The sequence below is a fragment of the Leptospira sp. GIMC2001 genome (genome assembly GCF_028462125.1).
In the GTDB taxonomy this organism is placed as follows: Bacteria; Spirochaetota; Leptospiria; order Leptospirales; family Leptospiraceae.
Genome location: NZ_CP115468.1, coordinates 2,572,108 through 2,586,296 on the forward strand (window position 1 = coordinate 2,572,108; position 14,189 = coordinate 2,586,296).

At 35.7% G+C, this 14,189-nt stretch carries 12 protein-coding genes; 4 read left to right on the forward strand and 8 right to left on the reverse strand.

What is annotated here, in order from left to right:
- The first annotated feature begins 175 nt into the window (after positions 1-175).
- The 4 genes from secG to O4O04_RS13420 are packed head-to-tail and all read left to right on the forward strand — an operon-like array spanning position 176 to position 3,377.
- Positions 176-511: a preprotein translocase subunit SecG gene (gene secG, locus O4O04_RS13405; RefSeq protein WP_272532262.1), complete on the forward strand. Its 336-nt coding sequence runs from the start codon at positions 176-178 to the stop codon at positions 509-511.
- A 13-nt stretch (positions 512-524) separates the two neighbouring features.
- On the forward strand, positions 525-1,253 hold the full coding sequence (locus O4O04_RS13410) for an LIC_12096 family protein (protein WP_272532263.1): 729 nt from the start codon (positions 525-527) through the stop codon (positions 1,251-1,253).
- Between the two features lies 1 nt (position 1,254).
- The gene (locus O4O04_RS13415; RefSeq protein WP_272532264.1) at positions 1,255-2,385 is read left to right on the forward strand and encodes an LIC_12097 family sensor histidine kinase; all 1,131 of its coding nucleotides are present in this window, start codon (positions 1,255-1,257) and stop codon (positions 2,383-2,385) included.
- A complete protein-coding gene (locus tag O4O04_RS13420; protein ID WP_272532265.1) occupies positions 2,382-3,377 on the forward strand; it encodes a response regulator transcription factor in 996 nt (331 codons plus the stop codon). Before O4O04_RS13415 ends, O4O04_RS13420 begins: the two co-directional genes overlap by 4 nt.
- A gap of 15 nt (positions 3,378-3,392) precedes the next feature.
- On the opposite strand, the gene O4O04_RS13425 is transcribed toward O4O04_RS13420, so the two are convergent.
- From O4O04_RS13425 to aspS, 8 genes are all read right to left on the reverse strand, one after another.
- Complete coding sequence (locus tag O4O04_RS13425) at positions 3,393-4,469, reverse strand: hypothetical protein (protein ID WP_272532266.1); 1,077 nt, start codon at positions 4,467-4,469, stop codon at positions 3,393-3,395.
- On the reverse strand, positions 4,466-5,719 hold the full coding sequence (locus O4O04_RS13430) for a nicotinamide-nucleotide amidohydrolase family protein (RefSeq protein WP_272532267.1): 1,254 nt from the start codon (positions 5,717-5,719) through the stop codon (positions 4,466-4,468). The genes O4O04_RS13425 and O4O04_RS13430 overlap by 4 nt, the downstream gene beginning before the upstream one ends.
- Positions 5,716-7,476 carry an arginine--tRNA ligase gene (argS, locus tag O4O04_RS13435; protein ID WP_272532268.1) on the reverse strand — a complete coding sequence of 587 codons (1,761 nt, stop codon included), beginning with the start codon at positions 7,474-7,476 and terminating at the stop codon, positions 5,716-5,718. Before argS ends, O4O04_RS13430 begins: the two co-directional genes overlap by 4 nt.
- 230 nt (positions 7,477-7,706) lie before the next feature.
- Entirely contained in the window at positions 7,707-8,465 is a 759-nt protein-coding gene (gene recO / locus O4O04_RS13440; RefSeq protein ID WP_272532269.1) for a DNA repair protein RecO, read from the reverse strand.
- Positions 8,456-8,932 (reverse strand): rRNA maturation RNase YbeY, encoded by a 477-nt coding sequence (ybeY, locus tag O4O04_RS13445; protein ID WP_272532270.1) that lies wholly within the window; start codon positions 8,930-8,932, stop codon positions 8,456-8,458. Before ybeY ends, recO begins: the two co-directional genes overlap by 10 nt.
- Positions 8,929-11,310, reverse strand: a complete 2,382-nt coding sequence (locus tag O4O04_RS13450; protein ID WP_272532271.1) for an HD family phosphohydrolase — start codon at positions 11,308-11,310, stop codon at positions 8,929-8,931. The genes ybeY and O4O04_RS13450 overlap by 4 nt, the downstream gene beginning before the upstream one ends.
- On the reverse strand, positions 11,307-12,302 hold the full coding sequence (locus tag O4O04_RS13455) for a PhoH family protein (protein WP_272536102.1): 996 nt from the start codon (positions 12,300-12,302) through the stop codon (positions 11,307-11,309). The genes O4O04_RS13450 and O4O04_RS13455 overlap by 4 nt, the downstream gene beginning before the upstream one ends.
- 73 nt (positions 12,303-12,375) lie before the next feature.
- A complete protein-coding gene (aspS, locus tag O4O04_RS13460; RefSeq protein ID WP_272532272.1) occupies positions 12,376-14,181 on the reverse strand; it encodes an aspartate--tRNA ligase in 1,806 nt (601 codons plus the stop codon).
- Between the last annotated feature and the right edge of the window lie 8 nt (positions 14,182-14,189).

Sequence of the window (14,189 nt, forward strand, 5' to 3'; positions counted from 1 at the left end):
TTGTAGATAAGCGCATAATAAATTCCAATTCTATTGATAAATAGGAAAATTTGGATTTAGAATCCACAAAATCTTCCGTCCAATATCATAAATAAACCCCGTTTTTCGGGCGAAATCATCCTATTCTTGGTTTTTGATTGTCCTACAGGAGCACAATTCATAATTTGGAGATACTATGGGTTTTTTAATTACTACAGTTTTGGTCTTATTTGGCATCAATTGCCTTTTTCTAATCTTCCTCGTAATGGTTCAGTCTGGCAAAGGCGGAAGCACTGGCGGAATGCTAACCGGTGGTGGATCTTCCAGCGCTTTTGGTGCGTCTACTGCTGATGTAATGACCAAAATTACAAGATGGTCGGGAGTACTATTCATTGTCCTCGCTCTAGTTCTTTCGTTTCTATTTGCAAAAACAGATGACACTTTAGTTCCAGAAACAATGCCCGCAGGTTCACTGATAGAAGCTCTTCCTGATGCAGAAAATCAAGAAGCAACAACTCCTGCCGGAGAGTAGAATCTCAAAATTTGTGAGAATCGGTAGAAATTTCTTACCGATTCGAGCTAATCTATCCTCAATTCAAAGTCTGTATTTTAAAATTACAGCTATTGCTTTTTTTATTTCTCTACTTCCTCTCAACTCTATTCATCCGCAGTCTGCTATAAGTGCAGCAGATCGGGAAGAACTTCGTTTGGATGAGACAATTCGTAACCTGTATTCTGGCCTAGCTAGATCTAGAAGTTTGTTATCTATTCAGAATATTAAAACTTTGCCAGCTAACACAATCGTTACGTTCAAAGGTAAGTATCCAAATCGAACTGGAATGAAAATTGTAAAATACAATGTAGTCCAAGATCCAATGGATAGACTCAATATAAAAACTTCTGAAGAGAAATCTATCTATTTGGAATTCAATGGTTCTGTTCTATCCAAAGTTGAATACAATGTTCAAATAGAAGAAACCGGCTCCACTCCCAGAAATTACACACGCATTGTTGACGAGACTCCCATGGATTCTAATATGAATGATATTGAAATCCATGCCTTCGAAGGAGCTTCAGGTGATCTCTATCCTATCTCCGCCCTTCCCAATGACGGAATCAATCACCAACGCAATAGTTTCAAAAAGAACTTTTATATAAAATTATTACAAGACTCACTAATGCAAGTGAATCTAATTTTGGAATTACAAAAGAAATCCCAGAATAACTATCACGACAAAAAACTGAACCAACTCAAAAATTCCTTAGGGTATTGAGATGGAACCAAGTTCAATAAACTATCAAGAAAAAGTTATTGAATTGGAGTCTCTGCTTGACGGAATCAGTGACCCACTGTTCCAAATTGGTCTAGATTTCCGTATAAAAATAGCTAACAAATCCACAAAAGATTTTTCAAACCAAAATTATCCATTGATGAATCAACTTTGCTATGAAGCAATCTATGGTAGAGAGGAAATCTGCCCCTATTGCCCAATGCTTGAAGGTAACAGCACAATTCCAATGGAAAAGGTTTTTACCAAAAAAAATAATGGAAAATTTCTATCAAAAAGTAGAGAAATTCTCTTCAAGAAAAAAGAAAGAACTCAAAATCTCTACATAGACTTTTTTCCAGTTGAGAAAAATGGAATTCTTACTTCGATTGTTGAGAAAATTTCGGACATTACATCAATCAAAGAAAAAGAAGAAGAATCTCTACGTATGAGAAATTTAGCATCAATCGGGATATTGGTGTCTGGAGTAGCACATGAATTGAACAATCCACTAACTGGCATTAGCTTAACATTGCAAAATCTACAGAATAGTCTTAAAACAAGTTCAATAGAGTTTATTGAAAAAAGGTTAGAGATGATTCGAAACGATGCCTCTCGCGCAGCAATGATTGTTTCTGAAATCATATCTTTCGCGAAATCAGATAAACTAAAAGTAAGCCAAGGTGATATCTGCGAAACTATTACCAAAGCTCGAGAAAACGTTGTGCGCTTGTATCCTGTCCTCAGCAAGAATATAGAATGGCAATTGGAATTTGAAAACCACTATTTACTTCCGTTCAATCCGTTCAAATTGGAACGTGTGTTTCTGAATATATTTCGAAACTCTCTACAAGCTTTTGATTACCGCAAAGGTTTTATTCGAATCGAAGTAAGAAAAACAAAGAATATGCTTCATGTTATCATTGAAGATAATGCTGGAGGAATACCCCAGAAAATTATTGATAAGATTTTTGATCCTTTTTATTCTAATAATAAGCAGTCAAATGGTACTGGACTAGGGTTATCTATTTGCTATTCTATTATAAAAGAGCATAATGGTAACATTATTGTTAAAAGCTATGAGGATAGAACTAGATTTACAATCTCAATACCTTACCCAAGCAAGTTGGATTCATGAATACTAAACATATTCTTATTGTTGAAGATATTCATTCTATTCGAGAAGGAATTAAGGATTTACTATCCACTAATTATCTAGTTTCCGATGCAGAAAATTATGATCAGGCTATAGAAATTTTACAAAACACAAAAATTGACTTAGTAATTACTGATATCCGAATGCCAGGAAAGTCTGGTTTAGATCTTGTTGAATACATCCGCACCAATTATCCGAATATTATTTATTCACTAATCACAGCTTATAATATAAATGACTATATTCATTTTGCTAAGGAACATGATGTTTGGAATATTATTCCAAAGTATTCATTTCTAGATATCAAAGTTATTGAAGTAATGGTGTATAAACTTCTCACGAAAGATATTTTCGGAGTAGAGAAATATTTTGATAGTGACTTCGAAGTTATCACTAATCGTGCCGACAAACCCTATGAAGATCCACCGAAATCAGGAATCATTTACAAAACGATTAAATCAGATCGAGAGAGAAATATTCTCACTGGCAAAATCTCCAAGTTCATGATTCAAAATGGAGCTCCTAAATCTATTCAACAAGTTTTAGAAGAACTAACGTCTAACGCAATGATTCGTGCACCCAAAGACAATGACGGTAGGTATAAATATCAATTTGAAATTCCATCCAATGATCTAATTGTACCTCTAGAAAATATTGACCTTCAACCAGAAGATTATTTTACCATTGGATATGGACAGAGTAAAGATTCTTTTATTCTTGTTACCCAAGATCGATTTGGGTCTCTTCGAAAAGATGAAATTTTGCACCGCTTAGATAGACATATCACCAGTGACGATACAACCGGATTCCCTGTTGGAATTTCAGATTCGCATGGACGGGGTTTGTATATCTGTCGAGAAATCAGTGATCAATTGATCTTTAATATAAAGCATGATCAGAAAACGGAAATTATTTCCCTTATTGACAAATCTGGTCGATCTGGATTCAAATCTCTTTCCATATATGAGAACTAATCAATCTAAATTGAATTAACGAATCGCAATTTGTCGAATGTCATTGGATGTTTCAATATAGAATACATCTTCTGATTTGCCAGGTAAGAATCGGATCGGCGAAAGACTTGATTCAAGGCTGATCTCACGGATCAAGTTTCCATCAGCATTCACAATACGAACTTTATTTTCAGAATGATAAATAAATAATTCATTTAGAATAAAAATTGGTTTGTAAATTTTATTGAGAGAGTTACTTGAAAAATTTATTATTTCGTCCCCATCATCATCCAAGAGTAAATAAGAATCCTCTAATCCAATAAATAAATAACTTAGATTGGATAATTGAAAATACAATTTATGCGGTATGATCATTGGCAGTTTATGATTCAAAATAACTTTTCCAGATTCTTGATGAACATCTATATAATCGAAATCACCCATTTGGTAGTGAATAGCAAATAATTTACCATCCGCTGAGACTGATGCTGATTTTGCAAAATAGGTTTGAGAATATTTTATTTTTTCTGGAATATATTGATTGATGATTGCTCCGCTTTTATCAAATAAAAAGTATTCTCCGCCAGCAAAGAGAACCAATGTTCTTTCATTTTGATAAGAGTAAGCGACATCGACAACAAATCTTCCATTCACTTCGCCAGGACCAGACAAATTACCATTCTGATCTGCAATAAAAACTGTATTTCCATCTCCTGATATCAATGGAATGACTCCCGCATAGTATCCAGGTCTAGGATAACTTGAGTAAGGTTTCTTCCAATACAACTCCTTATAGCCATTATAATAAGAGACTTCGTCGCCTAATTTTTTGTATTCGTAAAATCCTTGTCCAAGAATTGGATACTCAATCAAGATATCTGAAGAGACTGAATAAAATTCTTTAGAAACAAAACTAAAGAATCGATCCTTCATTTTGTATCCATTTAATATTTTTGTTGGATTCTCAGCATCCAAATAAGGCCTAGTGCCATAACCACCGGACTTATTCCATATCCATGATTCAATTACATTTGGTAAAAATTTATGATTGGTTGCGGGAAAATACATAAATATAAAGAAAAATATCAAACTAGAAATAAAATATTTAATCATAAAAATAGTTCCTTATACAATTGAAAAATCGCATTATTTGCTGTAGCTTCCCGAACAAGTTCTCGGTTACCAGGAAAATTATATCGTATGATGCGTGCACTTCTTCCTTTCGCTTTCACACCCATATACACCAATCCAACTGGCTTCTCATCGTTGCCACCTTCAGGACCAGCAATCCCTGTAATACTCAGTGAGTAATCAATATCGAAATGCTTCTCTAATCCTGCAATCATTTCTCTTGCTGTCTCTTCACTTACTGCTCCCTTCGTCTCAAGAGTCTCCTGAGATACGAATAGCAAATTCTCCTTTGCTTGGTTATGGTATGTTACAAGCGACGCAATAAAATAAGTAGAAGATCCAGGTTGATCAGTCAATAATTTGGCAAGCCAGCCGCCCGTACAAGATTCTGCAATTGCAATTTGTTTACCATCAGCTATTAGTTTATTATGAAGTTCAGTGAATACATCATTGGATATTTGCTCTGGATATTTAGCTTCAAGATCATTTAACAATGTATCGATCTCTGCTTTATTTGTTGATAAAAAAGTTACTTTAATGAATCCTCTTTTAGCTGTAACCCCCCATTCAACATTCCCTCTTTGGATGATGGGATGCTTACTGATAAACTGATCTTGGTATAACGATTCACCGATATTCCAAAGAAATTTCTCTCCGCGAAATCTTTCCTTTTCAGAAAAACTCTTTCTGAGAATTGGAAGTAATCTTTTGTGAAACATTTCTTTCATCTCGGGAGGAACTCCAGGAAGGCATGCAAGAAAGCAATTTTTTGCCAAATCCACAATAAATCCGGGAGCTATACCTACTTTGTTCTCCAAAACTCTGGAAGTCATAGGAACGCGTGTCTGTCGCATTACGCTCGGCAATAATGATTCGTAATCTTTGCCTCTCACTCGAAGGATGGATTCTAATCGCAATCTTGCTTTCTCAACTACTTCTGTTTCTTGATTGATAAGCTTCGCGACAACATCTACAGTATAATCATCCTCCGTTGGACCGAGTCCACCAGTCATGATTATCCAAAAAATATCATCTGATTTATTTGCTTTGCTCTGTATATGAGCCAATTCTTCCAGAATGGTTTCTGGGACATCGGGCAGAGCAATAAAATTCCTCACGCTTAAGCCCTCGCCTGCTATTTCATTGGCGATCCAACCTGAATTGGTATCGATAGATTTGCCACCTGTGATCTCGGATCCCGTCGCTACTATTGTTAGGTTAACTTTTGTCATTCTCGATCCAATCTATTAGGTGCAGATATTCCAAGCAAGTGCAAACCTTCACGGATAGCAATTTGGCTCGCCTTACATAGATATGCTAGATACAGACGAGTATCGTTATCATAGTCTTTAAGTCGATTTTGTTTATTTCCATAAAATCGCGTGAAAGCTCTACATAAGGATTGAAGATAATTAGTAATTCTATGTGGTTCGCAAGAAATTGCCGCATCGTAAACTTCTTCGTGAAAACGAGATATCCAAAATAACAATCTAGCTCGATCTTCTGTCCATTCGAAATCAGAATCAATATCGGAACGCCATTGCTCCCCAACCTCACGAAAAATCGATGATATCCTAGCATGTGCATATTGAAGATAGAAAACTGGATTCTTATCCGACTCATCTTGAGCTAGATCTAAATCAAAATCCAACGGAGCCTCCGCTGTTCTTGTAGCAAAAAAGTATCGACTAACATCTTTTGCGTTCTTACCTAAGTATAAAATTAGATCTCGCATTCTTTGGAAATTTCCCAATCGTTTGCTCATCTTAACTTTTTTGCCATCTTCCAATAGATTGACTTGCTGACAGATGATTACTCTGAATTTTTCTTTTGCATAACCCATAGATTCCATCGCTCCACTCAATCTTGCAATGTATCCATGATGGTCTGGTCCCCATATATCAATGATCTCGTCGTATCCACGATCCATTTTATCTTTGTGATACGCAATATCTGCCAGTAAATAAGTTGGTCTTCCATCATCGCGAACTACCACTCGATCCTTATCATCACCATAGTTAGTAGAAAGAAATAATTTCTTGCCTTCTTGATTGATTATATCGCCACTTCCTTCAAAGGCTGCAAGAGCACCCAAAACCTTATCGGATTCATGAAGGGATCTTTCCGAAAAGAATCGATCGAAATTTACACCGAAAGTTTTCAGATCTTCTTTCTGTTCTCCCAAATTGAACTGAACAGCATAAAGTGAGAAAAATTCAATCAATTCATCATACGATTTTGATTTCAATAAATTCTTGATCCAATCAACTTTTTCTTGTTTTCCAACAAGAGAATGAACGATATCAATGATGTACTCACCTCTATAGCTCTCAGCAGGAAAATAATTCGTTTCAATCAGTTGAGAAATGGTTCGTCCATCATCTGATTCTTGGAATTGAATAGTCTCCCCTAACCACTCCTTAAACCTTAGAATGCAAGCCACGCCCAATAATTGCACTTGATTGCCATAATCATTAACATAGAATTCTCGATCCACTTTATGTCCTAAAGTCGTTAGAACACTTGCCAATGCATCACCGAACGATGCAGCTCTTGCGGACACAATGTTCAAAGGACCTGTGGGGTTTGCACTTACGAATTCTAAAATGATTTTTTTAGGATTATCAACTTTTGCATACAAATCATCCTGCATAAGAAAATTATTAATATAGCGCAAATTGTATTCTATGCTGATTCGAAAATTGATAAATCCTGGAGGAGTCACTGTCAGTTCTGAAAATATTTCCGAACTCAATTTTTCTTTAGTAATATATTCTTTTAAAATATTTGCAATTTCGAGTGGAGGTTTTTTAAATAAATTTTTATTTTCTAATGCAAAAGGAGTGGAATAGTCTCCAAATTTCTCATCTCGGGAATATTCAATTCTACTTTTTGTTTCGAGACCATTGGCTAAATCATCTGCCATTTTATTTGCGGCAGATATTAGGATACTGAGTACTTTTTCTTTTAATAAATCATTCGAGTGCATTCTACTTGGTAGAATCTCGAGTGCACGGAGATTTGCAATTGAATTTCTGACGGAAATTTTCTTCTAATTCAACAAAGCTCTCACGTTTTATCCTATGTAAAAAAACTTGAAAAGTTGAATCCTTTGTCACTGAGACTTGCTTAATTGTAGAATTCTTTTTATTCTCCTTTTTAAACCCAAGAAATAAAGAGAATATTACAAGTGAGAAACTTAGAGCAAGAATAATTGTTTTAATTCCGTAGTTCATCATTCAATAATTTATAAAATTCTGCAGAAGTCTTCAATGTTCTTCCTAAATATTGATCTAAAAAATGATTCAAACTTATGTCGAGTTCTTTTAGTAACGAATAAGGAATAGGCTCTTTAAATAATTCACTAAATCGAATTCTATTGCAATCTCGAAAGAATCGAATCACATCGATACGATTGCTTTGTAAACTTCTACAATCTCCACAAAACATTTCAAAACTGCTATCAATGTAATCAGCAGATTTTTTACTCCATAGGTCTTCTCCGCAATCACAACATTGAAACTCCTCTGGTAAGAGTCCTAAATACCCTAGAATTCTCACTTTAAGGAAAGGGAGAATTCCGAAATGGAAACCATTTTTTTCCACTTCCGAAAAAGCCATAAACAATAATTTTGCTTCCTTTGCATGATTCTCTCCCTCGAGCAAAAGAAACGAAACCATCTCGCATAAATAGGAAATAAAATATAGACCAAGCACTGAAGATTTAATCTCATCAAATCGTTCGACTAAAAATACTTCTTTAACATCTTTCCAATCCTTTCCCTCCCGATCATAATAATTTAGCTCAATATAGGAGCCAATTTCTGCAGCAAGCATCGGCCGTGTCTTAGAATTTCTAATTCCTCGAAGAAAGTATTTTTGTCTGGGCTCAGATTCACCGAGTACTGAGAGAATGCGATCTTTTTCTCCAATATTCTGAACTGCAATCACTAGACCTTTGTCTTTTTTTAAAGCCAATCACCTTCACCTAATACGCGCAAGAGTAATTCATCTTCCTTGCTCTTCATTATAATTTCATCCTCAGAATTTGTCTCATGATCATAACCATACAGGTGCAAAATTCCATGGACAAGCAATCTATAGAATTCATCTTTTATAGTATGACCAATTTCTTGTGCCTGACGTTTAGCTTTATCCCATGATATAATAATTTCTCCGATTATCTGAATGGGAAGCTGGCTATCCAAGTCCAACATAGGAAAACTCAAAACATCTGTTGTTTTATCGAAACCACGACGAAATCTATTAATACTTTTCATCTCATTGTCAGTTACAATTTTCAGTGAAAATTCATAACCTATAAGCCAGCTCGGATTCAATAAACTTAATATGATTTCTATATCTTTTTCTATATTTTTTAAATCAATTTCCTCCGAATTTAAAACCGTCGAATGGATAGTTGATTCAATAGAAATCTGGATCAATTTTTAGATTTCGCTTTGCTCTTTTGCTGGGTCTCTAACAATTTTGTATCTTCTGGTTTTGGATACTTAGGTCGTTGATGAAGACTTGAAAGTAATACCTCTTTAAAAGAAGTCTTGATAACTTCCAGATCACCCAAAGTAAGACCACTCTCATCTAGCTGATTCTCAGCAAGTTTGGAATTGATGATTTTCTTTATAAGATCATCCAAAGCCTGTGGATTGACTTCGTCTAGTGAACGTGATGCTGCTTCTAGCGAATCCGCAATCATTACGATCGCAGTTTCTTTGGATTGTGGAATTGGTCCTGGATATTGGAAATCTGACTTAGAGATATTTCTTCGTTGTTTGATCGATAGATTTGCAAGAGCTTTATGATAAAAGAAAGCCATTGTACTTGTTCCATGATGTTCCGGAATAAAATTTATAACTTCACGAGGAAGTCTTGCCTTCTTCGCCATTTCTATCCCATCTAACACATGATCAATGACTACTTTGGCAGCAATAGAAGGATTGTTCTTATCAATATGCTCGAGTTTAGGAATTAAATGCTGATTCTCTATAAAAAATCCTGCATTTGGAATTTTACCTATATCATGATAATAAACACCGACTCGAGTAAGTAGCCAATCCAGTCCTAAATTTCTCGCTGCTCGCTCAGACATAGCAGCGACAAGAAAAGTATGGGTGTAAGTGGATGGAGCCTTAGTCAATAATTCCTGCAAAAGCGGATGGCCAGTATCGGCAAGTTCTACAAGTTTGAACCTTGTTGGAATGTTAAAAATATATTCATAAATAGGAAGCAGAAATTGCATCGCAATTGCGGATAGAAATCCATTGATGATACAAAGTAAATATAAGCGAAATATATTAGAATTAAAGAAATCATTAATAAACGAACCGCTCGGATTGGAAACCCAATAGTCTCTTGAATCGAAAAGATAACCGCTTGTTGACACCGCCATTTGTACTATTGTAAGAAGCAAAGCAGCCTTAAGAAAATCTATTCGTTTGCGTATTTTTACACCATAGAGTGCTCCGACGACTGATGTCGATATTGCGAGCAATAGACTCGTTGAATTGGTTTTGGATGCAAAGAAAATAAAAAACGATAAATAGAAACCCATGGCGAGAGCCATCTTCTCATCATAAATAAAACTAATAAGTAAGCAGACCATTCCAAGCGGAATAAACAATGTAAAGTAATAAGTCGTCATAAAGTCCGCATCAACATTATAGTATATCTGCGAAACTATAAAAGTAAAAATGCAAATCATCCAGATCATGGAAAATACAACAACATTACTCGAAACATCATTGAGTCTCTTATGATTGTATTTAATTAGAAAACTAGCTATAATAAAAACGAAAATAATCTGAATCAAAAGTGTTGAAATTATAGACGATAGATTCGCCCGAGAGGCATAGCGATTGGTAATTTCAATTCGATTGTGGATTTCTGGTGTGATTATCTCTCCCGATCTAACTAAAATTTGATTAGAAGAAATTTTACTTTTAACAGTCTCAACTGATTTTCGAGCCTTAGCTCTTGCATTTTCAGTAGATTCTGAATTGTAAGTACATGCTGGGTAAGAAAAAATATAATAAAGTCCAATCTTTACAATTACATTTAGAACTTCTGGGCTATATCCTTTGATATTTTCACTGGCAACTGAGTTCAATTTATTTACAATATTCGTATTTCTATAGAGTTCACTTCTTGGAAATATATTCTCTCCGGATAGAAAAGATTCAGATTCCTTTTTTCCTTCATTATGAATCTTTCCTCCGACTTTTTCTAAATTCTGGGATTCTGGATGACTCTCCTTTAAAACACATGAAACACTAAAAACAATATTCGAATATTGCTGAATAGATTGCTTTAATTTGTCTTTTCTTGGATAATCAAGTAATACCTTCAGCTCATCATTTGTCCGATTCCTCCACCTAGGAATTGCAGCTTTCAGAGAATTGTAATTGGAACTACTAGAAGATGCGGCGTGCTCCTTGAGTGCCTCCACATCTTCACTAATATGAAGGTCTATTACATTGGTTAGAATTGAATAATCTTTGTCAAAATGATAAGGTACAGATTGTTCGGCTTTCGCTCGGGCTTGCTGGGTTTTCTCCTCATCGTCGAAATAAATTTCTTTGCTGCTGACAACTGTCTCAGGTGCCGATTTCCCAACAGAATAGGCACCATCTGGTGAAGTATCCACTTTTGGTTGACCAAAATAAGGCTTTACCAGTATGAATGTGACCCAAGCCAAAGTAATAAAAATCAATACAAATTGAAGGTTTCGAACAAAATACAAAGGCCTTACGCGCGTTAGACTTTCTGTGACATTGGCCATGAAATTTTCTAAATATTTAAAATTCATAGACCTTTTCCTTCAAATCTTTTAACAATAGTTGTAACGATTGGATGCCTTGTGATGTCATTCTCGTTGAAAAATATAAATTCTATTCCTTTTGCACCCTTTAAAATCTGAGTTGTTCTCTCGAGCCCAGATCTTCCATACTCCAAATCAATCTGCGTGATATCTCCAGATATACTCATACGAGAATTTTTTCCAAATCTAGTAAGAAACATTTTCAATTGAGGTAGAGTACAGTTCTGTGCTTCATCCAATATAATAAATGAATTGGACAGAGTTCGCCCTCGCATAAAAGCAATAGGTGCAATCTCAATTTTTCCAACAGAAATCAATTCCGTTGTCTTTTCAAAACCGATGCATTCATGTAACGCATCATAGATGGGACGAAGATACGGATTCACTTTTTGTATAAGGTCACCAGGCAAGAATCCAAGACTCTCACCTGCTTCAACTGCAGGTCTAGTCAGTATTAACCGATCCACTTCTCCTGCTTGCATCATCCGACATGCAGAGGCTATAGAAAGAAATGTCTTTCCTGTTCCTGCAGGTCCAAGCCCAAAACTGATAAAATTATTCTTGAGTGAATCAACAAATTTTTCTTGGTTTTCTGTTCTAGGAAAAATTGGCTTATTCTTATAAGTTACTAATATTTTATTCTTGGGAGTCCAATGATTCCCCTCTGAATCCGTATAAGTATTGTTAGAGTTATTATTCATATCCATAGGAGGATACATTTTCTGGATTAAACCATCGAGATCAATTGTGTCCATGAAATCACTATCAGGTCTCGACAGTATTTCTTTCTGAACTTGTGTAAAAAAGGTAAACGCATTCCCTGCTCGATCTTCATCACCTTGAAAAATCAAACTTATACCGCGAGGTATGATTTTGATTCCAAACTGCTTTTCCACTTCCTTGAGACGGACATCACCGATACCACAGATCTTCTGATATAGCTCTTTATCTTGAAAGTCAAAATTCTGATTGGTTGTAATCAAACGATGGGTTACCTCTAAATAAGAAATCTATCCCATTCGCTTGATCTGGCAAGAAAAAAAAGAATGGAAATTATATCGTCACAGTTCTCAATTTCAATTCTTCCAATTGACTTTTGATAACAGGAGTTGGACATCCACTCATCATACAAGTTCCCTTCTGTGTTTTTGGAAAAGCAATCACATCGCGAATAGATTCCGCTTTCGTGAGAATCATCATGATTCGATCAATCCCAAAAGCAATTCCGCCATGCGGAGGCGCACCAAAAGCAAGAGCATCCAATAAAAAGCCAAATTTTTCTCGAGCTTCTTCTTCACCTATTCCTAATATTCGAAAAACTTGAGATTGAGTTTTCTCATCATGAATACGAATTGAACCTCCTCCAATCTCATTGCCATTCAAAACCAAATCGTACGCCTTTGCACGTATGACTCTTTCTGGATGTTTGCCTGGAAGCAATTCGTCTAGCAAATGCATGTCTTCAGACTTGGGAGCCGTAAACGGATGGTGAAGAGCGATCCAGTTTTTTGAATCGTCATCAAGTTCAAACATAGGAAAATCAGTAACCCAAGAAAAGTTCAATTCGTTCGGATCTGGCTTATCGTATTTTTCTGATAGGCGAAGTCTTAAAGCACCTAAACTCGCATGAACAATTTTGGCACGATCTGCACCAAAGAAAACCATATCTCCTTCTTTGGAACCCACAGTTTTTGCAATTGCATCTAGTTCTTCTGGTTTAAATCTTTTCGTGATGGCAGAATCCAAACCATTTGCACCATGCTTCATATATGCAAGACCTTTCGATCTAAAATCTCTACCCAACCAAGCAGTCAGATCTTCAATTTCTTTTCTTGAAATAGATGCACCACCTGGAACGCAAATAGCTTTTACAATTCCACCAGATTCAACTGCAGCAGTAAAAACTTGAAAATCGGAATTTTGAACAATGGATGATACATCATGCAACTTCATACCGAAGCGTAAATCTGGTTTATCACTTCCATATTCTTCCATTGCTTGCTTGTATGTTATGCGAGGAAATTTTCCATCGATATTCCTTCCAAATACCTTTGCAAAAACATTCACCATCATATCTTGAATGGAAGCAAAAACCTCTTCTTCATCAACAAATGAATACTCCATATCAAGCTGAGTAAATTCTGGTTGTCTATCTGCTCTAAGATCTTCGTCTCGAAAACATTTTACGATTTGGAAATATTTTTCCATTCCACCAATCATAAGTATTTGTTTGAAAATCTGTGGAGATTGAGGAAGTGCGTAGAATTCACCGGGATTCAATCTTGAAGGCACCAAGAAATCTCTGGCACCTTCTGGTGTAGATTTATTCAGAATCGGAGTCTCGATTTCTAAAAATTGACTACGATCAAGATACTCCCGAAGTGCGAAAATAAATTTATGACGAAGCATCAATCGATCTCGTAACTCCAGGGTTCTCATATCCAGATAACGGTATTTCAATCGAACTTCTTCTCCAGATGCGTCGTATTCATCCAAAGAAAATGGAGGAGTCTTAGATATATTCAATATTTCAATAGAAGTAAGAATTATCTCTACTTCACCTGTCTTCATCTTTGGATTGACTGCCTCTGGGTCGCGGGCAACCAATTCCCCTTCGATAGCAATTACATACTCTGAACGAATCTTTTCTGCAACGGCGAATTGCTCTCCTAGAGATTCTTTTCTTGCAACGATCTGCACAATTCCAGAACGATCTCGAAGGTCAATAAATATCACTCCTCCTTGATCGCGAAAACGAAATGCCCAACCTGATAGAAAAACTTTTTTGCCAATTTGGCTTTTGTCTAAGCTTTCTGCTTGAATACGATTTTTAAAATTTGATTTAACCCAGTCTTTCAACGATCTTT

Bases quoted from the DNA above. Each gene is read 5' to 3' on its own strand.
- O4O04_RS13430 (WP_272532267.1), bottom strand. From the start codon at position 5,719: ATGACAAAAGTTAACCTAACAATAGTAGCGACGGGATCCGAGATCACA.
- O4O04_RS13450 (WP_272532271.1), bottom strand. From the start codon at position 11,310: ATGAATTTTAAATATTTAGAAAATTTCATGGCCAATGTCACAGAAAGT.
- secG (WP_272532262.1), top strand. From the start codon at position 176: ATGGGTTTTTTAATTACTACAGTTTTGGTCTTATTTGGCATCAATTGC.
- argS (WP_272532268.1), bottom strand. From the start codon at position 7,476: ATGCACTCGAATGATTTATTAAAAGAAAAAGTACTCAGTATCCTAATA.
- O4O04_RS13425 (WP_272532266.1), bottom strand. From the start codon at position 4,469: ATGATTAAATATTTTATTTCTAGTTTGATATTTTTCTTTATATTTATG.
- O4O04_RS13420 (WP_272532265.1), top strand. From the start codon at position 2,382: ATGAATACTAAACATATTCTTATTGTTGAAGATATTCATTCTATTCGA.
- O4O04_RS13415 (WP_272532264.1), top strand. From the start codon at position 1,255: ATGGAACCAAGTTCAATAAACTATCAAGAAAAAGTTATTGAATTGGAG.